General features: G+C 40.0%; 12 protein-coding genes, 4 tRNA genes, 2 rRNA genes, 4 pseudogenes and 2 riboswitches. Of the genes and pseudogenes, 7 read left to right on the top strand and 15 right to left on the bottom strand.

Going from position 1 to position 23,573, the window contains the following annotated elements; translation table 11 throughout:
* Positions 1-177 precede the first annotated feature (177 nt).
* The 4 genes from NST46_RS08065 (at position 178) to NST46_RS08050 (ending at position 3,288) form a co-directional block, all read left to right on the top strand.
* Positions 178-888, top strand: a complete 711-nt coding sequence (locus tag NST46_RS08065; protein ID WP_341137023.1) for a YwaF family protein — start codon at positions 178-180, stop codon at positions 886-888.
* Positions 889-1,175: 287 nt separating this feature from the next.
* The gene (locus tag NST46_RS08060; protein ID WP_095312962.1) at positions 1,176-1,580 is read left to right on the top strand and encodes a cytidine deaminase; all 405 of its coding nucleotides are present in this window, start codon (positions 1,176-1,178) and stop codon (positions 1,578-1,580) included.
* Positions 1,581-1,706: 126 nt separating this feature from the next.
* A complete protein-coding gene (locus tag NST46_RS08055; protein ID WP_095312960.1) occupies positions 1,707-2,096 on the top strand; it encodes an RDD family protein in 390 nt (129 codons plus the stop codon).
* 265 nt (positions 2,097-2,361) lie between these two features.
* On the top strand, positions 2,362-3,288 hold the full coding sequence (locus NST46_RS08050) for an EamA family transporter (RefSeq protein WP_095312957.1): 927 nt from the start codon (positions 2,362-2,364) through the stop codon (positions 3,286-3,288).
* A 48-nt stretch (positions 3,289-3,336) separates the two neighbouring features.
* Here the strand turns inward: NST46_RS08050 and NST46_RS08045 are convergent, their stop codons facing one another.
* The gene (locus NST46_RS08045; RefSeq protein WP_341137022.1) at positions 3,337-4,632 is read right to left on the bottom strand and encodes an NCS2 family permease; all 1,296 of its coding nucleotides are present in this window, start codon (positions 4,630-4,632) and stop codon (positions 3,337-3,339) included.
* An 89-nt stretch (positions 4,633-4,721) separates the two neighbouring features.
* Positions 4,722-4,822: riboswitch (purine riboswitch) on the bottom strand.
* Positions 4,823-5,154: 332 nt separating this feature from the next.
* Here NST46_RS08045 and NST46_RS08040 point away from each other — a divergent pair.
* Positions 5,155-7,650, top strand: a complete 2,496-nt coding sequence (locus tag NST46_RS08040; RefSeq protein ID WP_341137021.1) for a YheC/YheD family protein — start codon at positions 5,155-5,157, stop codon at positions 7,648-7,650.
* A gap of 519 nt (positions 7,651-8,169) precedes the next feature.
* On the opposite strand, the pseudogene NST46_RS08035 reads toward NST46_RS08040, so the two are convergent.
* From NST46_RS08035 to NST46_RS08015, 5 genes and pseudogenes are all read right to left on the bottom strand, one after another.
* A pseudogene (locus NST46_RS08035) lies at positions 8,170-8,808 on the bottom strand (flagellin); the annotation flags it as partial.
* 282 nt (positions 8,809-9,090) lie between these two features.
* Positions 9,091-9,297, bottom strand: a pseudogene (locus NST46_RS08030) (flagellin N-terminal helical domain-containing protein); the annotation flags it as partial.
* A 456-nt stretch (positions 9,298-9,753) separates the two neighbouring features.
* Positions 9,754-11,379, bottom strand: coding sequence for a sodium:solute symporter family protein (locus NST46_RS08025; RefSeq protein ID WP_251661667.1), 1,626 nt, complete (start codon positions 11,377-11,379; stop codon positions 9,754-9,756).
* A gap of 114 nt (positions 11,380-11,493) precedes the next feature.
* Positions 11,494-11,601, bottom strand: a riboswitch (SAM riboswitch).
* Between the two features lie 76 nt (positions 11,602-11,677).
* Positions 11,678-13,240 (bottom strand): glutathione ABC transporter substrate-binding protein, encoded by a 1,563-nt coding sequence (locus NST46_RS08020; protein ID WP_341137020.1) that lies wholly within the window; start codon positions 13,238-13,240, stop codon positions 11,678-11,680.
* Positions 13,241-13,562: 322 nt separating this feature from the next.
* Positions 13,563-15,812 (bottom strand): MMPL family transporter, encoded by a 2,250-nt coding sequence (locus NST46_RS08015; protein WP_445321724.1) that lies wholly within the window; start codon positions 15,810-15,812, stop codon positions 13,563-13,565.
* Between the two features lie 136 nt (positions 15,813-15,948).
* Here NST46_RS08015 and NST46_RS08010 point away from each other — a divergent pair, with 136 nt between their 5' ends.
* Complete coding sequence (locus NST46_RS08010; protein WP_341137326.1) at positions 15,949-16,566, top strand: TetR/AcrR family transcriptional regulator; 618 nt, start codon at positions 15,949-15,951, stop codon at positions 16,564-16,566.
* Between the two features lie 185 nt (positions 16,567-16,751).
* Here NST46_RS08010 and NST46_RS08005 read toward each other — a convergent pair whose 3' ends face one another.
* Both NST46_RS08005 and NST46_RS08000 read right to left on the bottom strand, forming a co-directional pair.
* Entirely contained in the window at positions 16,752-18,824 is a 2,073-nt protein-coding gene (locus NST46_RS08005; RefSeq protein ID WP_251661663.1) for a methyl-accepting chemotaxis protein, read from the bottom strand.
* Entirely contained in the window at positions 18,784-18,918 is a 135-nt protein-coding gene (locus NST46_RS08000) for a hypothetical protein (RefSeq protein ID WP_341137018.1), read from the bottom strand. Before NST46_RS08000 ends, NST46_RS08005 begins: the two co-directional genes overlap by 41 nt.
* Positions 18,919-19,417: 499 nt before the next feature.
* Here NST46_RS08000 and NST46_RS07995 point away from each other — a divergent pair.
* Positions 19,418-19,645, top strand: a pseudogene (locus NST46_RS07995) (catalase); the annotation flags it as partial.
* Here NST46_RS07995 and NST46_RS07990 read toward each other — a convergent pair.
* The 7 genes and pseudogenes from NST46_RS07990 to NST46_RS07960 form a co-directional block, all read right to left on the bottom strand.
* Positions 19,639-19,863 (bottom strand): annotated as a pseudogene (locus NST46_RS07990) (catalase); the annotation flags it as partial. The pseudogenes NST46_RS07995 and NST46_RS07990 overlap by 7 nt on opposite strands.
* 70 nt (positions 19,864-19,933) lie before the next feature.
* Positions 19,934-20,006, bottom strand: a tRNA-Thr gene (locus NST46_RS07985).
* Between the two features lie 3 nt (positions 20,007-20,009).
* A tRNA-Asn gene (locus NST46_RS07980) sits at positions 20,010-20,084 on the bottom strand.
* Positions 20,085-20,122: 38 nt separating this feature from the next.
* A 5S ribosomal RNA gene (gene rrf / locus NST46_RS07975) occupies positions 20,123-20,238 on the bottom strand.
* Positions 20,239-20,312: 74 nt separating this feature from the next.
* Positions 20,313-23,231: ribosomal RNA gene (locus NST46_RS07970) — 23S ribosomal RNA — on the bottom strand.
* Positions 23,232-23,371: 140 nt separating this feature from the next.
* Positions 23,372-23,444 (bottom strand) — tRNA-Ala (locus NST46_RS07965).
* A gap of 22 nt (positions 23,445-23,466) precedes the next feature.
* Positions 23,467-23,543: transfer RNA gene (locus NST46_RS07960), tRNA-Ile, on the bottom strand.
* Between the last annotated feature and the right edge of the window lie 30 nt (positions 23,544-23,573).

The raw sequence follows: 23,573 nt of genomic DNA, 5'->3' as shown, positions 1-23,573 counted from the left end.
TATAGCTTCTAGAGGTATAAGCATCATTCTATTTATAGCGTTTCATAGTCGTAACTATCCTTCGTGATAAATAAAGTCGCATAATTTTTATGCTTTCTTAATTAAATGTAATAAGACGCTTTGCTATCAGCCCATGATTCAAAGCGTCTTTTTAACTTTTAGAAAGGATGGATATGGATGAAGGAATGGTTTGGAACCTTAGATGGCGAGCCCTTTACGGCGTTCGGAACAAGTCATATTACGATAATTCTCATCTATTTTATTGTAATGCTTACGCTCATTTTCACGTACAAAAAAATCAATAAAAAACAGTACCACACTTTACGGTGGGTTTTATTTAGCATATTAATATTAGCGGAACTCTCCTATCAAGTATGGGCAGCAACCAATGGCATCTGGAGTATGAAGGAGCAACTACCACTTCATCTATGCAGTATCGCCAGCATAGTAGGAGCAATTGCACTTATAACACAACATAAAAAGTTAATTACGATTACATTTTTTATTGGATTTATTCCACCTTTTCTAGCACTGCTCACACCAGAGCTTCCATACGATTTCCCAAATTTTCGTTTCTTTATTTTTTTCATCCATCATATTACGATTTCTTTCGTTGCACTAGTTCTCATAAATGATGTCCAATTAACGTTAAAATCCACGTTTGAAGCGTATGGTTATTTATTAGTTTACGCAGGTATCATTGGTTTTTTTGTTAATCCTAATATAAAATCCAACTATTTATATCTTGCAAATCCTCCAAGCACAAGCAGCCCGCTTGATTTACTTGGTAGCGGGGCGAACTATTATCTTCAGTTAACTTTACTGGGTCTTGTTGTGTTTATCGGGCTTTATTATTTTTACCGAATCTGTCGGAAGGGGCTTTCTTAGCAGTGTTATGAGAGCTTTTTAATTGATCTTGGATTTCTTCTATATTAATTCTCGTTTTTTCAAGGCGCTCTACCTTTTCTGTTCAAAGCTGTTATTTTCGCAACGTTGCTTATATATATTTCTTTGGATATCAGCCCCTTTGCAACTCCAATTGTTTCATACTTCTTCCATTGTTCGAAACCAAGCTTGCCTCCTCATCAAAATTTGAATTTGGCAATTACAGCACTTTCTTTCCTAACGAAGCGCAACATTTATGCTTTAATTATATAAGGAGAGGAGGGAAACAATTGAATTTAGAACGGACACTTTACCAAGCAGCCACCGAATTAATTGTCAAGAGATACCCCACTGGCTGGGGTGGTGCTGCGGCGATGTATACAGATGATGGAGAAATCCTTACCAGTGTTGCACCTGACGTTATCAACGCTTCCACTGAGTTATGTATTGAAACCGGCGCGATTTTAGAGGCACACAAGCTAAATACAAAAATCACCCACAGCATCTGTGTCGTAAGGGATGATGAAAATAGCTCATTTAAAATATTAACTCCTTGTGGGGTATGCCAGGAAAGACTATTTTATTGGGGACCAACGACAAAAGCCGCAATCACTACAACAAGTGGAGATATCACTTTTAAAGCACTTGCTGAAATTCAGCCTTTCCATTGGTATAAGGCATATTGTGAGGATTGATGATCGTTCAGGAGCTTCATCCCACGATAAAAAACATTAAACAACAAATTTCTCACGATAAAGCGAAACCTTTCCTTGCAGTACTCGTACATAATAGAAACAACTAAATTTACAGGGGGAATTTCTGTGAAGGCAATTACAAAAAAACGTACAAAAGCAGTTTTAATCGACAGTGTTATTTCAGGTGTCGCGTCAGTCGGTGTCGAATATTTATTAAAGAAGAAAATTAAAAATGAAGCTTTCCATGCGCTCGTTACTCCAACTCTTGTGATGTGGTCTTTGGAATATGCACAACTAAAAACTTGCGGTCAAACGCTTGGGTATAAAACAATGGGACTAGCCCTTGAAAATGAGAACGGCTCTGAGCTAACATCTGGTCAAATCATTAAACGCATGGCTTACCGTGATTCATTAAGTACGTTTAAATACATGAAGGACCGAAAAGCATTTGAAGGTGAAGATGGTTCCGTATTACCGCATGACGAGGTTGCCGGGACGGTCGTTCGAGAGGTTTAGCGGAGTTGAGTAAAGCACCTTATTAAACTTCTAAACGAGGAAGAGGCTATGCCTTATCCTCGTTTTCGTTTTACAAATGAAACGTACCCCTCCAATTTAGAAAAAACTCCAATTAACTATTGATATTATCCCCTCCTCTTACCAGCAATTCTTAACAGTGAGTAGTATCCAAATACCCACGAAGCTATGCTATAATAGATAAGATGGTCTTCTTTAAATACAATTCATATTATATTATTTTTAATCGTAACGGAGGGGAAATTATATGAAAAGACACCATGCGATTATTATTTTCTCTTTAGGAGCTTTTTTCTTTGGATTAAACCCGTTATTTATAAAATTAGGTTTTGCTGCCGGCTGGAGCCTCAATGAAATCAATGTTATACAAGCAATCATCGCTTTTACAGTCCTCTGGATAATAGGGTTATTTGCCATCAAACGAAACCCACAAGCAGTTAAAAAGCTTTCTTTCAAAACCGTACTCTCACTCATGGCAGCAGGAAGCTTCACCGGTTTAACAAGTGTCCTTTATTATGGCTCCATGCAATATCTGCCAGCATCACTAGCTGTTGTTTTATTATTCCAATTCGTATGGGTTGGGGTATTGTTTGAATGGATCATTTATCGTCGAAAACCAAGTGGCAAGACATTGCTCACTGTTGCACTAACATTAGTTGGTGTATTATTCGCAGCAGATGTCTTTAATGGCGGATTAAGCGAGATAACACTTATTGGCTTCCTGCTTGGAATCGGCTCTGCATTTACCTATTCCGCTTTTATTATTGTCAGTGGACGTGTAGCAGTTGATGTTCCAGCAACGATTCGTTCCCCAATTATGGTAACAGGTGCAGCTCTATTAATCTTTATTCTATTTCCTCCGCACATGACATTAAATGCCAATGTCTTAAGCAGTGGAAGCATCTGGATCTATGCAGGAGCACTTGCGCTATGCGGACTGATTTTAACACCACTCATGTTTGCCATGTCGACGCCACATCTACCAGCAAGCTTAGCTACTATCCTTGGTGCAATTGAGCTTCCTGTATCAGTAGTCGTTGCATACATTGGATTAGCAGAATATGTTGCTCCATCTAGATGGTTTGGGGTTTTGCTGATTCTAGCAGCAATCGCGATTGGTGAAATGCGAGGACTTTGGCAGGTAGTATTGAAACGGAAACGGTATGTGCACTAAATACATTAAACCTCAGGGTGTCCGAACCCTGAGGTTTATTTTAATTCGCTATGCAATAAAGATAAAATATAAAATAAATAACAAGCAAAGCACATACATAATCGGATGTATTTCTTTATAACGCTTTTGCGCAAGGAGCGATAATGGATAAAGGATAAATCCAAATGCAAGACCCATAGCCACACTGGAAGTTAATGGCATCATAATGATCGTCAAAAATGCTGGAATAACAATTTCGATTTTACCCCAGTTAATATTCCGAATATCCATCGCCATTAATGCCCCAACAATAATTAAGGCAGGAGCAGTAACTTCTGTCGTTATAACAGCTAGAATTGGTGAAAAGAATAATGCAATCGCAAAGCAAAGTGCAATGATGATCGATGTAAATCCAGTCCTTCCTCCCACCGCAATTCCTGATGAGGATTCAACACTTGTTGCAGGTGTAGATGTCCCCAATATTGCTCCGATTGACGCAGCTGAAGAATCCGCAAGCAATGCTTTTCCTATCTTCGGAATCTTATTGTTTTTCATGATTCCCGCTTGACTCGTAAGTGCAATTAACGCACCAGCTGTATCAAAAAAGGCAACAAATAAAAAGGTAAAAATTACTGCTAATACATCAGGTGTAAATATTGCATCCAAATTCATAAACACAGCACCAAATGTTGGTTCAAGACTCGGAATCGTACCGATAATCGAGGATGGAATTTTAATTAATCCAACAAGCATTCCAATAATCGTTGTAATCGCCATCCCATAAAAAATTGCCCCATTCACACCACGAACGAGCATAATAATTGTGATGATGAGGCCAACGATAGCTAATGCTGTTCCAGGTAAAGTTAAATCACCAATCGAAACAATCGTATCTGGATTAGCAACAATAATTCCTGCATTTTTAAACCCAATAAACGCAATGAAAAAACCAATTCCAGCAGCAATCGCATGTTTTAAACCCTCCGGAATCGCATTAATAATCTTTTCCCTGATTTTCATCAAGCTTAAAATCATAAAGATAATTCCCGCAATAAAGACACCAGTCAAAGCTACTTGCCATTCAATCCCCATCCCGATAACAACCGAAAAGGTAAAGAATGAATTTAGCCCCATACTAGGCGCAATAGCAATTGGATAATTTGCAAGCAGCCCAATAAGTAATGTACCAATGATTGCAGTAAGTGCAGTAGCTGTAAACACAGCTCCCCGATCCATCCCTGCTTGACTAAGTATAAGCGGGTTTACGACTAAAATATACGATACGGAAAGAAACGTTGTCAGCCCTGCGAAAACTTCCTGTTTATAGGATGTATTTCTTTCTGTAAAACCAAAAAAGTTTTTCATGATGTGCAGTATCTCCCATTTGCTACTTTTGTATATAAAAAAACCTTGACTTCTTTCCAGCAGCCAAAGTAACAGTAAAAGGTATAGAAAAATACATTCCCATCCCTTGTAGACAAGCTATTTATGGTAGCTGGTAGAAACGTCCAAGCCATATTCTTGGACTTATACAAGATGTAGCTATTTGTTTTTAGATAATAGGGAAATGATAGCAGGTTGGCGGGTGGTGGGTCAAGGGGAATGGGAGTAATAGTCTTTTTCAGTTTCCTCGATTGATGTGTCAAAGTTTATGTTTTATAAGGCACAATTATTACATTAATCTTTGAGTAAAGCTAAACGGTTAAACGGTGGATTCAATTTATCAAACGATTATTCCCCAAAAATCAGTTTTACAAATCCTATATACCGTAATAACAATTTACATATTATGTTTTACGTCTTTTACCTTCAATCAATGAACTCATCTACCGATAATAGTTATATATCCACATACAGATATCAAGTTTAAAATTAGGAGTGTCATATATGTCAAAACCAACAGACAAACAACTTCAACAAGTTTATAATATATTTCAAACGTTAAGTGAAGCATCAGACCATTTTCATAAGCTCATTAAAGAAAAGGAATTAAATCAAAGCATTTTTATTTTCAGTTCTATTGTTGATGGGTTTCAAGCATTATCAAGGATTGACGCAGTATCAAAAATAGAAGAGTGGAACATTCGAAAAAATAAAGCAGAGAAACACTTGCTTGATATTGCACAACTACTAGAAAAGGGTAACTTTATCAAGATAAGTGAGATTCTACAATTCTCCTATCTGCCACTTCTAAACAAAATTACTAAAGATATCTCAAAAAGTATGGATGATCAAAAAAGTAAAAAATATAAGATTGGCGTATTTGCTTCCTTTCATAACCCTCGAGCCTTTTATCCTGAAGCAAGAGTAAATGCATTAGTCCAAGAAAGTGAAAGGCAGAACACCCAGCTTCTTTTCTTCACTTCAACAGATGTTAATTTTGAAAAAGAAGTAATTACAGCAGATGTTTATACAGATGGGAAATGGGAACGCATTACTACACATTTTCCAGACGTTATCAACAATGTTGGTGCAGGGAAACGTTCGCACATTGAGAGAAAACTTCGCAGAGTCATCCCATTTACTAGCTTTCATGTCGGTAATAAACTTTCATTACCAATGCGAATGGCCAAATATAAAAAATATGTTGAATTACTCGTTCCATTTCGCTTATGTCGTAATGAAGTAGAAATTCATGAATTTCTAAAGGATAATAACAAAGTCGTATTCAAATATCTTCAAAGTAACCGAGGGGAAAACATCTATTTTGTTACCAAAAAAGGAACACGCTATGCAGTACAGGAACATAAGAATGAACGAATATTAAGTCAGGAAGCTTTTGAAGAGTGGCTTCAAACAGTTATTTTACAGGAAAAAGGAAGTTTTATCGTTCAGCGATATATTCATACGCGTACAAAAGAGGATGAGCCTTACCATTTCCGGGCGCATGTACAAAAAAACGGGGAAGGTAAATGGGGATTAACCCATATTTATCCACGGCTCGGTAATAGAAAAAGTAACCTGAGTAACGTTGCTACTGATGGCAGAGTTGATAATTTCCATGATTTCCTTGTAAGAGAATACGGGGGAAAAGCGGAAAAATACGAATCTGATATTTTACGACTTTCCATAGAAATTGCCCTTCACTTAGATAAACTTTACGGGCTTGCTCTTGATGAGCTGGGAATTGATCTTGCCATTGATGAAAATGGTAGGTATTGGATGCATGAGGCTAACAATGGTCCTCAAACAGCATACCATGAAGAAAAAAGAGCAGTAAACACGATTGCATATGCAAAATATATTGCAAAGAACGGGATTTTCTATACTGAAAGTTTAAGAAAGTCTTGGAGTGGAATGTTTCAAGCTAGGACAGCAAACATTGCCTTAGCAGAATTAGATAACCGTACCACAGTAGGCGTACTTCAAGGTAAAATTGTTAACGATTCACTTGCCACTACTCTAGCAGAGACAGCTGAAAGGAAAAATATTCATCTTTATACTTTTACACCGAAAGATGTTGATTACGACGAAATGCTTATAAAAGGGCATTTTTACGAAGATAACAAATGGATACCCAAAATTGTTGAATATCCTGATGCCATAATTGATCGTTTACAGCTTCGAGGTGATGAAGATGCTCAATGGATTTATGAAGAACTAGAAGATATTGCATTTACCAATAAATGGACGGGCAGGAAATATAAAAAATCTGGAATATATAAGAAGCTCCAGGCTAGTGAAGAAATTAACGATATTCTTGCACCCTATCAAAAAGTTTCAAAAACACGAGATATCTTCAGCTTTATTGAGAAGTACGGTAAAGTTATTTTAAAGTTAGAAAGTGGAAATATTTCAGGAACTCAGTACATTGAAAAGCTATCAAATGGTAAATATTTTGTTACAAAAGGGACATCGGTAACAGAATATAGTGAGTTTCCGTTACTAAACAAGTTAAAAGAATTGATAAAAGAAGACAACTTTATCGTTCAGAAAGATGCTAGATCTCTGAATAAAAATGGACAACCAACTTCCTTTTCTATGCAACTAATACAAGATAAAGTAGATAAATGGAAATTTATTAGCCTTTTTGCAGACTTGAAAGCCAATCCTGCTGACAATACTTCGAAAAACCTTACGGAAGAACTTACTGAATTTCTTCGGGATAATTATGGAGAAAAAGAAGCGACCGAGCTGGAAAGTAAGATTAAAGAATTAGCTAAAACAGTTGGTGTTAGTCTTCAAAAAATTTATGGTAACGTAGTAACTGAAGTAACTATCGAGTTAGGAATAGATGATAATCAGCATCTAAGCCTAATAGAGGTAAACCCAAATAGCCCTAACACGATCTATGATACTGCAACATACGCAGAAAATGTTATTTCATATGCTAGTTATCTAGGCCTTTTGACTAAGAGCAATGATAGCTTTGTTAAGATATAAGGGTTGTGGTTATAAGTTGTAAGCTGTCAAGAAAGCACTTGGCAGCTTTTAGCTTGCTTGATATGAGGTTCATCAAAATTTTTAATAACTTTAACTAATTCAAAAGGAACCCTAGTATAACTAGAGTTCCTTTAACTATTTTTCTTATTGAAGTAATTGTAAAACACCTTGTGGTTGTTGGTTGGCTTGCTTTGCCGCTATGTCTTTCGATCATAGAATAGACTATATCTTCACCCTTATTCTTAAGGGGCTGGGCACTTCGAATGGAAATGATCCACCCTACGAATCTCATTGCCTTAAGTTTAACTGTTAGGCAGTGCATTCTAGTCGTTGAACCTTCGCCAGGTTTTCACCACAGGCGCTTGGCTGCTGATTATCCATTGTTTCATTGCTTTGTTTTTCAAACCTTCACGTCTGCCGTTTCCAGCTACGTTGTGGTACAAAACACTTTAGGAAGTTCCAGCAATTCACCCAGTTATCTTCTAACCCGTTACCAGATTAGACGCCCTTCCCACCAAATTACTGTAAGAGTTGTAACACTCCTTGAGGCATTTGCTGGGATTGAGCTAACATTGATTGTGCCGCTTGTGAAAGGATATTGTTCTTAGTGAACTCCATCATTTCTTTCGCCATATCAACGTCACGAATACGTGATTCTGCAGCAGTTAGGTTTTCTGCTGATGTACCTAAGTTGTTAATTGTGTGATCTAGACGGTTTTGGTATGCACCAAGTTTTGAACGTTCAGCAGATACTTTTTCAATTGCATCGTTAATAGTAGTAATAGCTTCATCAGCACTTTCTTGAGTCAATATCCCACCAGTTGCTCCTTCAGCTGTAGGATCCGCAACAGTTAGTTCACTTACTTCTAAACCTTCAGTACTCATATCACCAATTTCTAATTCAATACTTTGATTCTCGTTGGCACCAATGTGGAATTTACCAGAGAAATTGCCATCAAGAAGTGATTTCGTATTAAATTCCGTATCACCTGAGATTCTATCTACCTCTTCAAGTAATTGGTTCATTTCTTTTTGAAGCTCTTGACGGTCAGTATCATTGTTTGTATCATTTGAAGACTGAACCGCTAGCTCACGCATTCTTTGAAGAATTGAATGAGTTTCATTCAAAGCACCTTCAGCAGTTTGGATAAGAGAAATCAAATTTGTTACCGCAATGGCATTTAATCCACTACTTCTTTATGTTTCCATAAAGTTCAGATCATATCTTCATCCCTAAGGATGCCCCGCGCTCGTGGGTAGTTTATTGGTCTGTATCCTCACTACCTGATCGTTACACCTTCCTAGCTACAGGTTTTTTACAATTCACTAGGCTTGGCTCGGTATTGCCCACCATCCACAACTGCTAGTTTGGTTTGGGGTTCCACCGAATTCACGGAGTTTTCATCTAAGTATTACTACTTAGAGCGGCATATCTAGTTTACCGTCTTGAGCGTTCTTAGTAGCCATTTCCAATCCACGAATTTGTCCACGCATTTTTTCAGAGATTGCTAGTCCAGCAGCGTCATCTCCAGCTTTGTTGATACGAAGACCTGAAGAAAGTTTCTCCAATGAATTTTGTGTTGCACCTTGGTTTGCTCCTAATTGACGATGTGCGTTAAGAGCAGAAATATTGTGATTGATAATCATGATCAATCTACCTCCATGTTTTTAATTTTTAGCAAGTCACATCCTTGTGTCTCGCTTCATTATTTATATCGGCATGGTTTAGGAATGTTTTAGCAATTTTATTAAACTTTTTATTATGTCAGTAGATTAAACATAAATAGACCACAGTACTACTTGGTCACCCAAAAAAGGACCTCCTCCTAAAGAAGGATGCCCTTATGCATTATTTAATAGAAATCTCTCTCCTAATTAGAATCCTTCAATCTATTTTTATAAACCGCTGTAAACGCCCTAATGGTTAATACAAAGACACCAATCAAGGCAACGAAAGCAGTGATAATTAAATCCATACTTATTCTACCTCCATTCCCTATTAACACTTTTACTCATTACTTTTCATTGCGATAAATCATCTATACCCCTATTAACCGGTAGATAAACTTTCTATCTATTTAGAAATTGAATGGTGTTATGTTCTTAACTGTTGGACGCAATGTATTCCTGTTCTTCTACAACTATCGCTCCCCGCTCATCTAACCTCACAAACCGAATTGCTGCTATAAAGTAACTCAATATAGCTACAAACATAAACAACCCAAACAATCCACTATTATACGCCTGTTCAAAGTATAAAATATTAACCAGTGTAAAAATTACTCCTCCAATTAATCCCAAGTAACCAAAGCGATCTGTTTTTCGCAATCTTAAACTCGTTCTTCTATTAGCCAACGTCACCAACGTAATTGTCAGGATATTAACCGAGCTTCCAATCCAAACCGGGTGTATGTTTAGATAAAATTCCTGTGGATGCCAGCCGCCCAGGTAATACCATAACAGTCCACTAGTAAATCCAGTGAACAAGGAAGCAACTACAGCTCGCTTCGTTACCACCGGCCAGAATAATGCGGCTACTACCGGTGCAAACGTGGCACTGTTTCGTATCGTCCAAGCAAATACATTCCACCATGCCGATTGCTCTGTTCGCAATAAGCCAAACGCAATCATCAGGCCGGTTAAAAGCAGCAGCGAGATTTTCGTATATTTAATAAGCTGGTCCCCTGTGGCATTTGGATTAATCGCACTTCCCACATCACGTCCGAGACTTGTGGCACCTGAGAACTGACAAGGTCCACCCCATCCGAGTGCACAACCCCATACACCAAGGAAAAACAAACCTACTAATGGGGCAGGCAAGACTTCCATCAAGTACTGGGGAATCGCGATAAGTCCAGTGGATGCATTCGGCACAACGGTGGCAGCTGATATTCCGAAGATAACGCCACCGACTATAAATGGAATCGCCATGAATCCAGCCATGACAAGTCCTTTTTGACCCTCTTCTGGCGAGCGGGAGGATAATGCCATTTGGAAAGCAGCCTGAGCCAGAATGACGTTAACGAGGAACGTCCCAAACCAGACGACAATTACTTGCAGTCCGACACTTCCAAAGTTAAACATTTCTGGACGCTCCATGTTCAATGCAGCTAAACCTGATATTCCGGGATTGATGAAAAAGGCAACAACTCCAATTACGATCATTAATCCGAATGCAAACATATTCATCGTTTGTGTAAAGGCAATGGACCACATGCCACCAGCTTGTAAATAGATAAAAAGTAAAATAGCAGTAAACGCAACGGATAAACTCAATGAAATACCTGTAAACACATGAAATGCAGAAGCAAATGCGATTGCCGTGGCAACGGACCACATGGGAAAGGCAAATGCAGTAATTGCTCCTGATAAGCCTTTTGCCGTTCTACCATACGTATCTCCTATCAAACCAGAAACCGTTACAAGCATCTTTTTCCGGAAAGAACGGATAATCAACAAAGCAATAATAAATATTTGAACCATTTCCGCCACCCCATACCAGATTGCGGAGATACCGGTTAAATAAGATAACTCCAAAATAGAGATAAATGTGGATCCCGAGAATAATCCAGTTATACAAAACGCAACAATCCATTTATTGAAATTCCGATTTCCAACAAAATAACTATCTTTCTTTGTCACACGTCTTTTGGCAATTTGCCCTGCCGATATGAGCGCAAATGTATATCCTAATGCCAGTATAATTGTCCATACACCATATTCTGTCACAACTAGTCACTCCCTTAATATTTACATCACCTTATTCCAAACGAATATTCAATTACAAAGACAAAGCAAAAACCCCCTTCCATAAGAAGAGGGTAGATAAATTCAGGGCACCTCTTCTTATCTTTCAGACCAGTGTCTGATGGAATTGGCACAGTACTCAATAAATTGAGCCCGCTGCCGAGGTATCAAAGGGCCATATCCCTCCACCTCTCTTGATAAGAAGTTCAATATTCAATTGTATTAAAATTACACCTTCACGATGAAAAAGTCAATGTTATTTTAAAATTCAATTTATCTGTCAATCAATCGTTACATCACGCAAAAATGGGAAACTACTTGGATACTGATAAAATCCACTCACTTCATCCCTTAAACCAGCTAGCAATACAGAATGGTAAAGTGGAACGATTGGAGCTTCATCTACAATTATTTGTTGTGCTTCACTATATAGTTGCAGTCTTTCTTCTTCCGCTCCCTCTTGTCTTGCCTCCTCCAGCAACTCATCTACCTCATCATTCGCATAAAAAGACCTGTTTCCTGGATTTCCGGCATTTGCTGAATGAAACATCGGGTACAGTCCGTAATCCGCATCCAATGTTACAGTCCCCCAGCTTCCGATAAACATATCAACACCGCCATTACCAGTCACTTCTAAATAAGTTCCTACTTCGGTCATCTCAATGTCAATAGTGATACCAATTTCTTTTAGTTCTGCTTGGATAACCTGCGCGATATCCGATGTATTTGTATCGTAGGCCATGATTGTCGCATTGAAACCATCCTCATAGCCCGCTTCCTTTAATAGTTCCTTTGCTTCCTCAATGTTATAATCGATAGGCTCTACATCCTCATCATACCCAAACACGGTAGGCGCGAGCGGTCCTTTTGCTGGTAAGGCCACACCATTTAGTACCCCTTCGATAATTTCTTCTTTATTAATTGCTTTTGCAATCGCCTGTCTTACCCTAGGATCTGTAAATGGTTCTTTTTCTACATTGAAGCCAAGATAAGACATACTTGCGCTATCCGATTGTTTAACGTGTGTACCTTCATTCGTATCCACTTCGTCAATATTGCTTGTATTTACTGGATAAATGATATCCGAATCACCCGTTTGCAGCTCTGCAATTCGTGTTAAATCCTCTGGGACAAATTTAAAGGTTACCGAATTTACACCGGCCTTATCTCCCCAATAGTCTTCATTTTTTACAACTTTTATTTGTTCTCCACTTGTTCGGTCATCATATTTGAAATATCCTGTACCGATTGGGTTCTCATTAACTGTTGCAAACGGTTCTCCACCATTAGCTATTGCTTCATTATCCTTTTCAATCGCCTCAAGACTGATCATATGCCCGCCCGGATGTGCCAAATGAGATGGCAATGCTGAAAAAGGATATTTTGTATGAATCTGTACCGTATATTCGTCTACTACTTCCACGGAATCAATCATATCGAATAAAAAGGCTAGCGGTGAGCCCATATCAGGATCAAGAACGCGATCCAGGTTCGCTTTTACTACTTCCGCGTTAAATGCACTGTCATCATGGAACGTAACATCTTCTCTAAGCTTTGCTTCCCAGACAGTATCTTCAATTTGTTCAAGGCTCTCAGCTAAAGCTGGTTGAATCTCCAAATCTGTGTTTTGTTCAACCAACGTATCATAGATGGCATTCATCACATATAAGGAGTTACCATCATTTGCAGCGTGCGGATCCAGCGATACTGGCTCTGCAGCTAATCCAACTGTCAGATCCTTTTGTTCCTCTGCATTCTCTGATTCATCTGCTCCGTCACCAGCACATGCAGAAATAACCAATAAACCCGATATAAGTAAAATTAATAATAATGCTTTTTTCAATTTAACCACACTCCACGTGTTGATATTTTGAGTATAAGGTAGATCTTATTCTACTATTTACACAACTTCATCAATCCTAATTTATTCACATACTCCCCACCATATTATAAATTTCAATTTTTCTTTTAAAACAATCCCCCTTAACTCTATAATTCCTATTAATTAACTGCGAATTAAGCATATAATATCATACCACTCCACGTTCTTTATGACAAATTAATTAGCCTGTATAGCAACAAATAAGGCATTTTGGAATTTCGCACTTGAAAGTAATAGTATATAAAAAGCTGCTGACACCTCTGCCAGCAGCCGAACTCAAAAATCATTCTTCACTCACACGTTCTTTCAAACTCTCATCATCCCGAAGCTTCCATAGCTTACCAGGCCAGAACGCAAAACGCCCAAGTACTGTTGTAATTGCTGGAACAAGCAATGGTCTGACGATAAAAGTATCCAGCAAGATTCCGATCGCAGTAATCGTACCGAAATGAACAAGCACCTGCAAAGGCATTACAGCTAGAACCGAAAACGTACCAGCTAGAATAAGCCCTGCTGAACTAATTACACTTCCCGTTTCTGCAACACTTTTAGAAATAGCCTGTTTGAGCGGCATTTCCTTTCGATTGCTCCATAGACTAGAAACAAGGAATATGTTGTAGTCAATACCTAGGGCAACCGAAAAGACGAATACATAGAGCGGAATTAATCCTTGAATTTCTGTAACTCCAAATATATGATGGAGCACAATCCACCCTAAACCAAGCGCAGATAAATACGAAATGATAACGGTTGACAATAAATAGACCATTGCCACAATGGACCTTAGGAAAACGATAAGTAATACCGCTATAATGAGCAGAAGGGCAGGTATAATTAACCCCTGATCTCGATTGGTTACCTGATCTGTATCGTATAATGTCGCCGTTTCACCGCCAAGCCATACATAGTCATCTGCATTGACTACACCAGCATCGCTTAGTGCACTCGTTGCAATAGCCTGGAGCTCTGGAACGCTTTCTACCGCTTCCGTGGAGTACGGATCAATCGAAAGTGTCACTTTCCATTCCTGGATATCCTTATTTTCCGATCCTTCCACAGGATCATCAACAATCTCAACGTAAGGATGCTCTGCCAATTCGTTCTGTAACGAAACATCCGCTCCATTTGTATCGACGATCACACTGACAGGAGCAATTTCACCTGGAGGATAATGGTCTGCAATTAATGTAAATCCTTCTCGTGATGGCATATCCTCTGGGAAAGAATCTAATAAAGCATAGGTATATTGCATTTTTGGTACGAAAGCAGCCAGGCCACCAAGAATAACTATACTAACAAGAATAATGGTCCATGGTTTTTCTGTAACCACTTTTCCAATCTTCTTCCCAAATCGATGACTTGGTTTCGGACGACGCAGCTTTTTCCCTTTTTTCTTCTCAATTTCCTGAATCATTTCTTCAGGTCGTGGGATAAATGGGATAAAAGCAAAGCGGCCAAGTAAGGCCAGAATCGCAGGAAGCACGGTTAATGCTGCGAGTCCCATAATAAATATCGATAAGCTAAAAGGTACAGCAAAACGATCATAGGATTCGTAATAGGCTAGCCCGAGTGAAAGCAATCCTAAAACAGTAGTAAGGGAACTCATCATGATGGCCCCGCCAGTACCGCTAATCGCACGTTTTAATGCAACATGTTTATCTTTTTCAATTCGCAGCTCATCTCTGTACCGTGAAATTAAAAATAAGCAATAATCTGTTCCGGCTCCGAACAAAAGAACCGTCATAATCGATATCGCTTGCCCATCCACAACAATCCAGCCCTGATCCGCAAAAAACCCAAGCAGTGGACTAATAATTCCATAGGCGATCCCAACCGCAACAAGCGGGACAAGTGCCAAAATTGGTGAGCGATACAATAAAATAAGTAAAATAAATACAATCAATACAGTTGCAATTAACAAGGTAAAGTCTGCATTGCTGAACAAGGAAACGGTATCAGTCTGAATTCCAATAGGTCCAGAAAAACGCACATGTAAGCCAGACTCGTCTATATCACTTTTCAGCACCTCACTGCCAAATGCATCATTTATTTTAACTTCTAGTTGGTCGAGTGCCGCTTGTAATTCCTTTGTTGCTGCAGTGTCATCAAAAAATACCGGTGTTGTCAGTGCTTTTCCATCTTCAGAAGCACTTCCTCTTAAAGCTTCAACAGGAGCATCCTGAAATGGTGGAATAAATGTTTGATGATTAACCGGCTCATCATTTAGATTCTGATAAAGAGATTGAATCATCTCATAATCCGAATTATTTAACCCTCCATCACGATGCCACACTAAAAGCAATGGTGTACCAGCATCATTAGAGAATTCTTCGTTCGTAATTTTACCTGCTTCGACAGACATCATATCTTCTGGTAATAATTGTGTATCCGACGTCTCTCGATCATTAACTTGTGGCCAAATATATGAAAATATTCCAATCAATAAAACCCAAATAAACAAGGTCGCCCAACGGGTTTTGGTATTCGCAACAATACCTCCCCAATTTTTCAATAGACCTTTCACAAATCTCATCCTTTCTAGCGCAAATTTTATCAATGCACTTAACCATGTATCTTGTAATTATATATACTAGTAGGTTAATTAATCAAGTTTTTTTCAAATTATGGTATAATAAGTCTAGTTTAAATAATTTGGAGTGGAATTCATGATGCAACGCAAACATCGAACATTAGGGAGACCTCGTAAAGAACAGGATGGAATCTCAACGAAAGATACTATCTTACACATCGCTACAGAAATGTTTTTGGAAAAAGGATATCCGTTAGTATCCATGGACGATGTTGCCCAACAATGTGATGTCACAAAAGCAACGGTGTATTACTATTACAAAACAAAGGCAGACCTTTTTACGGATGCAATGGTCCAGTTAATGAATCGAATTCATGAAAGAATTGTGGCGATTCTCTCAACCAATGAGCCATTGAAAAAGCAGCTGTTTCAGTTTGCCAAAGGCCATTTACAAGCGACTGTGGATATTGATATCCATTCATTTATGAAGGAAGCAAAGACATCTCTTTCACAGGAGCAACTGCAATTGATGCAGCAAGCAGAAGAAAAAATGTATGAAGAATTAGAGCATGCATTAAAAAAGGCAATGGATAATGGAGAAATCTCCAGAAGCAACCCACGCTTAGGAGCGCTTCTATTTGTATCTTTGGTAACAACCGGAAACAATATGGATACTAATTTTAAAAATTCATTCCGATCACTGGATGATTTAGTAACGCAGATTGTAGACTTTTATTGGGATGGATTGGCAAACTAAAGCTAGCTGTGTCATTGAGGGTGGGATAACAAGCCGAATACAAAGATAGCAGATATAGGAAATTGCTATTCACCTATACAACAAATTGATAGCAATTTTTAAATTACAAAAAAACAACGCTACTCTATGAAAGATAGCGTTGTTTTCGTATAAAGCCATTTATTTGGGCTCATCTTATAATCTTTTTAACTCCTAAAATGCTGTATCAATTCATTTAATTCTTCCGCTAATTTAGCGAGCTCGTCTGAACTTAGTGCAACTTCTTCCATTGAGCTGCTAATCTGCTGTGAAGATGCAGAGGTTTGTTCAACACCCGCTGCAGATTCCTCCGAGATTGCTGCAATCTCCTGAATGGAAGTATTCATATTGTCACTGGTATCAGAAATGGTAGATAGTTTATCAGAAATTGTTTTAATATCATTTACCATTTGCGTGACTGAAGTACTTATTGTTTGGAACGTATCTCTTGTTACTTTTAATTGACTTGTTCCTTGTTGAACTTCTTTATATCCATCTCGTAAAGACTTCGTTACCTGACTTGTTTCGCTTTGAATATTTCCAACAATATCTGTGATGCCACTTACCGATGACCCAACCTGTTCTGCAAGCTTTCTAACCTCATCGGCAACAACTGCAAATCCCTTTCCACTTTCTCCAGCCCGAGCTGCCTCAATCGCAGCATTTAAAGCTAATAAATTCGTTTGATCAGCGATATCTTTAATAACAGATACTAAATCAGAGATTTTTTGAGATTGTGAATCTAAGTTTTCTACTTTCTGTACAGAATCATAAATAATGCTGTCAATTGTTTCCATTTGTTCTGTCGATTTTTCCATTAAGTTTCTGCCTTCATTTGTATGGCTCAATACTTGATTAGAAGATTCATATACCTGATTGCTGTTCGTATATGCTTGATCGGTATCTGATCTGAATGTAGCCATTAAGGAAGAAAGGTCACTTGTTGTATTTGCTTGTGACTCTGAGCCAAACGCTAATTCCTGCATCGTAGTCGCCACTTGTTCAGATCCTATCTTCACATCATTTGCTGACTGCGTTAATTCTTCACTTTTACTGGTAACCGTCTCGGATACATTTTTGATTTTCATTACGAGTTCTCGCAGTGTTTCATTCATCGTATTTGTAGAGCTTACCAATTGACCTATTTCATCATCCGATTTAGCTTGCAAATTTGTTTCCCTTAAATTACCTAATTCTAAATCCTTCATCACTTTCATAATTTGAGGAAGATCTTTTAACATACGTTTTAATAAAACAACCACTACTACAACAAGAATTAAACAGGCAATGCTAAAAAACAAGACCATCATCATCGTAAACGTCCCAAGTTCACTTAAAGCTTCTTCTTCTGGTAACGCTGTACCAATGGACCAGCCGGTTGTATGAACTGGTGAATACCCAATATATTCTAAACTGTCACCTATTTGCGCTAATTGAAGACCTGTTTCACCTGCAATCATTTTATTACCTATATTCCCTAGTTCACCAGACATAGACTGCAGCTGTTCTTCAAGGATTAATGTTTCATCTGGATGATATAAAACCGTTCCATCACTGGAGATTAAGAAAGAATATCCGCTCTCACCCATTTTATAAGATTGCATAAGCTCTGGTAACTGGTCTAGAAAGATATCAATTGCAACAATACCGACTGTATCCCCATTCACTTTAATTGGCTTCATTGCACTCAAAATAATTTTTCCAAATACTTCATCCATGTATGGTTCGGTAAAATAAACATCCTCTTCCGCTATAGCTGCCTCATACCAAGGTCTACTCGTTATGTCAAAGCTAGGGTCTGATAAAACATTATTGCTTCCAATTAAAAAGTTTGATTTATTACTCGCAACCCATGCCATTGCGATTGAATCATCTGTTTCAACAATCTCATCAAGCGACTGTAATACACCATCATAATAATCATTTTCTAAAACTTCATCTCGAGAGTCAGTTGTATTTAAGAACTTGCCAAACTCTTGATTCGTTACCATTTGCCGCACAATGGTCGCTTCTTCTTTAAACATGCTATTAACCTGTGCAGCGATTGCATCACTTTTAGTTGATAAGTCAGTTTCAACATTTTCAACTAATAATGCCTTTGTATACATATGTATAAAGAATCCTGTTGCAGAAAACACAATAAATATAGCTATAAAAAGTGCTGCAGCTACTTTTGTTGATATACTTTTGCGAATCCAATTAAATCGTACCGACTTCTTTTTCTTTTCTTTTGCCGCCACCATAAATTCCTTCTTTCTTGTATTTTGATGATGCTACTCGTTGTGATATGATCCGGTAATAGTTTATGTGGTTCACATAATTTAGATTAAACATCAAAAGCCTTTATTGATTTGCAACATAAAAGAAACTCTGCTTCTCACATAATATTCACTAACTAGAAGCAAAGTTTTTTTAGATATTCAATTGTTTCCTACCATATCAGCATATTAAATGGTTAATTTATGTATCATTACATTAGTTTCCCATTAAAGAATAGCTAATCCAATTATACCATTAGTTTACTTTATTAGGTACTTAAGTACTAGTTTTTTATATTGTCAATTTATTTTCGCTAATTATTTTCATATGCAGTCCTATTTTCTAGAGGGTAATGCAATTTTTTCTCTTCATTGAATGGATTAACAATGAAGAGTAGAAATTAATATATACTATACGGATGGATAGGAACGTCAACGCCCCAAATATGATATTAAAATCGTATATGGGGCCGTTTTATGTCTGCTAGCTGCCTCCCTCATCTTTATCTATCAAATAACGCTTTCCTATCCCAAGAAGCTTCCGGATGATGGAAGGGTTTGGAGTACATACTTTCGATAATTACTTTGCTGAAACGGAGCAGGTAGCTTTCCATCCCGGACATGTGGTCCCTGGAATCGACTTTAGTAATGATCCGCTCTTACAAACGAGGCTATTCTCATACACAGATACACAGCTGATTCGTTTAGGCGGACCGAACTTCCATGAACTTCCGATTAATAAATCGGTTCCCGAGGTACATAACAACCAGCGTGATGGTTATGGACGCCAGGCAATCTCCCAAAATGTGTCGTGCGCAGATTGGGCCTGTGGAATTTCGTTATGTGGTTCTGGTTTCACAGCATGAATAAAATCTGGAAATTTAATACCATCCTGAATAAAGAATACAGGCATATTATTTCCAACCAGGTCATAATTCCCTTCTTCTGTATAAAATTTTGTCGCAAACCCACGAACATCACGTGCTAAATCTCCAGATCCGCGGGAACCTGCGACTGTAGAACGGATACTAGTTAAATTTTTATTCAAAAAAAAACGCTTCATCTCGAATGAGACAAGCGTTTTACATATAAGCTTCCAGCCGGATTTGAACCGACGACCCCTTCCTTACCATGGAAGTGCTCTACCTGCTGAGCTATGGAAGCAATTGGCTCCACAGGTAGGATTCGAACCTACGACCGATCGGTTAACAGCCGATTGCTCTACCACTGAGCTACTGTGGAATAGTCTTATGTAAAAAATCCAGAATACGAAAAAAGCAGCCTGGCGGCGTCCTACTCTTGCAGGGGCAAAGCCCCAACTACCATCGGCGCTGAAGAGCTTAACTTCTGTGTTCGGCATGGGAACAGGTGTAGCCTCTTCGCTATTGCTACCAGACAACTTTATAAGGTAAAATATTGATTTATACCTTAAAAACTAAATAAGAGTAAACAAGACATCAAATAAAGAATTTAGTTAAGTCCTCGATCGATTAGTATCCGTAAGCTCCACGTGTCACCACGCTTCCACACCGAACCTATCAACCTCATCGTCTCTGAGGGATCTTACTCACTCGAAGTGATGGGAAGTCTCATCTTGAGGGGGGCTTCATGCTTAGATGCTTTCAGCACTTATCCTTTCCACACGTAGCTACCCAGCGATGCTCCTGGCGGAACAACTGGTACACCAGCGGTGTGTCCATCCCGGTCCTCTCGTACTAAGGACAGCTCCTCTCAAACTTCCAACGCCCACGACGGATAGGGACCGAACTGTCTCACGACGTTCTGAACCCAGCTCGCGTACCGCTTTAATGGGCGAACAGCCCAACCCTTGGGACCGACTACAGCCCCAGGATGCGATGAGCCGACATCGAGGTGCCAAACCTCCCCGTCGATGTGAACTCTTGGGGGAGATAAGCCTGTTATCCCCGGGGTAGCTTTTATCCGTTGAGCGATGGCCCTTCCATGCGGAACCACCGGATCACTAAGCCCGACTTTCGTCCCTGCTCGACTTGTAGGTCTCGCAGTCAAGCTCCCTTGTGCCTTTACACTCTACGAATGATTTCCAACCATTCTGAGGGAACCTTTGGGCGCCTCCGTTACCTTTTGGGAGGCGACCGCCCCAGTCAAACTGCCCGCCTGACACTGTCTCCGAACCGGATCACGGTCCTGGGTTAGAATGTCCATACAGCCAGGGTGGTATCCCACGGATGCCTCCACCGAAGCTAGCGCTCCGGTTTCCAAGGCTCCCACCTATCCTGTACAAGCTGCACAGACATTCAATATCAGGCTACAGTAAAGCTCCACGGGGTCTTTCCGTCCTGTCGCGGGTAATGCGCATCTTCACGCATAGTATAATTTCACCGGGTCTCTCGTTGAGACAGTGCCCAAGTCGTTGCACCTTTCGTGCGGGTCGGAACTTACCCGACAAGGAATTTCGCTACCTTAGGACCGTTATAGTTACGGCCGCCGTTTACTGGGGCTTCGGTTCAAAGCTTCGCCTTGCGGCTAACATTTCCCCTTAACCTTCCAGCACCGGGCAGGTGTCAGCCCCTATACTTCGCCTTTCGGCTTCGCAGAGACCTGTGTTTTTGCTAAACAGTCGCTTGGGCCTATTCACTGCGGCTCCATGTAAATGAAGCACCCCTTCTCCCGAAGTTACGGGGTCATTTTGCCGAGTTCCTTAACGAGAGTTCTCCCGCTCACCTTAGGATTCTCTCCTCGCCTACCTGTGTCGGTTTGCGGTACGGGCACCTATGATCTAACTAGAGGCTTTTCTTGGCAGTGTGAAATCCGGAACTTCGGTACTAAATTTCCCTCCCCATCACAGCTTGAAATTGCCAGACGGATTTGCCTATCTGACTTTCTCACTGCTTGGGCGCACATATCCATCAGTGCGCATTCCTTATCCTACTGCGTCCCCCCATCGCTCAAACAATCATGAGGTGGTACAGGAATATCTACCTGTTGTCCATCGCCTACGCCTTTCGGCCTCGGCTTAGGTCCCGACTAACCCTGAGAGGACGAGCCTTCCTCAGGAAACCTTAGGCATTCGGTGAAAGAGATTCTCACTCTTTTTTCGCTACTCATACCGGCATTCTCACTTCTAAGCGCTCCACCAGTCCTCACGGTCTGACTTCACAGCACTTAGAACGCTCTCCTACCATTGTTCGTAAGAACAATCCGCAGCTTCGGTGATACGTTTAGCCCCGGTACATTTTCGGCGCAGAGTCACTCGACCAGTGAGCTATTACGCACTCTTTAAATGATGGCTGCTTCTAAGCCAACATCCTGGTTGTCTGGGCAACTCCACATCCTTTTCCACTTAACGTATACTTTGGGACCTTAGCTGGCGGTCTGGGCTGTTTCCCTTTCGACTATGAACCTTATCACCCATAGTCTGACTCCCAAGTAAAAGTAACTGGCATTCGGAGTTTGACTGAATTCGGTAACCCGGTGAGGGCCCCTAGTCCAATCAGTGCTCTACCTCCAGTACTCTATTTCTTGAGGCTAGCCCTAAAGCTATTTCGGAGAGAACCAGCTATCTCCGTGTTCGATTGGCATTTCACCCCTACCCACACCTCATCCCCGCATTTTTCAACATACGTGGGTTCGGGCCTCCAGTCAGTGTTACCTGACCTTCACCCTGGACATGGGTAGATCACACGGTTTCGGGTCTACGACCGCATACTCATTCGCCCTATTCAGACTCGCTTTCGCTGCGGCTCCGTGTCTTCCACTTAACCTTGCATACGATCGTAACTCGCCGGTCCATTCTACAAAAGGTACGCCGTTACCCATTAACGGGCTTCGACTACTTGTAGGCACACGGTTTCAGGTTCTATTTCACTCCCCTTCCGGGGTGCTTTTCACCTTTCCCTCACGGTACTGGTTCACTATCGGTCACTAGAGAGTATTTAGCCTTGGGAGATGGTCCTCCCGGATTCCGACGGAATTCCACGTGTTCCGCCGTACTCAGGATACACTCCGGAGGGAATTCTTTTTCAACTACAGGGCTGTTACCTTCTGTGGCTGACCTTTCCAGGTCGATTCATTTAAAGAATTCCTTGGTAACTCCGAGTGGAGTGTCCTACAACCCCAGAAAGCAAGCTTTCTGGTTTGGGCTCTTTCCGTTTCGCTCGCCGCTACTCAGGAAATCGATTTTTCTTTCTCTTCCTCCGGGTACTGAGATGTTTCAGTTCCCCGGGTCTACCTCATGCACCCTATGTATTCAGATGCATGTACTGTTCCATTACGAACAGTGGGTTCCCCCATTCGGAAATCCCCGGATCAAAGTTTACTTACAACTCCCCGAGGCATATCGGTGTTAGTCCCGTCCTTCATCGGCTTCTAGTGCCAAGGCATCCACCGTGCGCCCTTATTCACTTAACTAAGTTACAGTAAATAAGCGTACTAATTTATTAGCCTTGCTTTTATTTAATCCAGCTTCAGCTCCTGAGAACAGTCGCTTCAGCCTTTTGCATTAATATTGATGTCGTTGTTACTCTTATTTAGTTTTCAAGGTACAAAAATGGAGCCTAGCGGGATCGAACCGCTGACCTCCTGCGTGCAAGGCAGGCGCTCTCCCAGCTGAGCTAAGGCCCCACGATATAAAATTCAAAATAGATGGTGGGCCTGAGTGGACTCGAACCACCGACCTCACGCTTATCAGGCGTGCGCTCTAACCAGCTGAGCTACAGGCCCATCTATTATAAGTATCATGTTCATGAAAGA

This window comes from Oceanobacillus sp. FSL W7-1309, assembly GCF_038002145.1.
Classification (GTDB): domain Bacteria; phylum Bacillota; class Bacilli; order Bacillales; family Amphibacillaceae; genus Oceanobacillus; species Oceanobacillus profundus.
Note: the sequence above shows the minus strand (reverse complement) of the source record. Positions and strands in the feature narration are given on the sequence as shown.

Excerpts from the sequence above, each read along its gene's own strand:
- NST46_RS08000 (WP_341137018.1), bottom strand. The coding sequence starts at position 18,918 with ATGTTTAATCTAAATTATGTGAACCACATAAACTATTACCGGATCATA.
- NST46_RS08040 (WP_341137021.1), top strand. The coding sequence starts at position 5,155 with ATGTCAAAACCAACAGACAAACAACTTCAACAAGTTTATAATATATTT.
- NST46_RS08065 (WP_341137023.1), top strand. The coding sequence starts at position 178 with ATGAAGGAATGGTTTGGAACCTTAGATGGCGAGCCCTTTACGGCGTTC.
- NST46_RS08045 (WP_341137022.1), bottom strand. The coding sequence starts at position 4,632 with ATGAAAAACTTTTTTGGTTTTACAGAAAGAAATACATCCTATAAACAG.
- NST46_RS08050 (WP_095312957.1), top strand. The coding sequence starts at position 2,362 with ATGAAAAGACACCATGCGATTATTATTTTCTCTTTAGGAGCTTTTTTC.
- NST46_RS08015 (WP_445321724.1), bottom strand. The coding sequence starts at position 15,812 with ATGAGATTTGTGAAAGGTCTATTGAAAAATTGGGGAGGTATTGTTGCG.
- NST46_RS08010 (WP_341137326.1), top strand. The coding sequence starts at position 15,949 with ATGCAACGCAAACATCGAACATTAGGGAGACCTCGTAAAGAACAGGAT.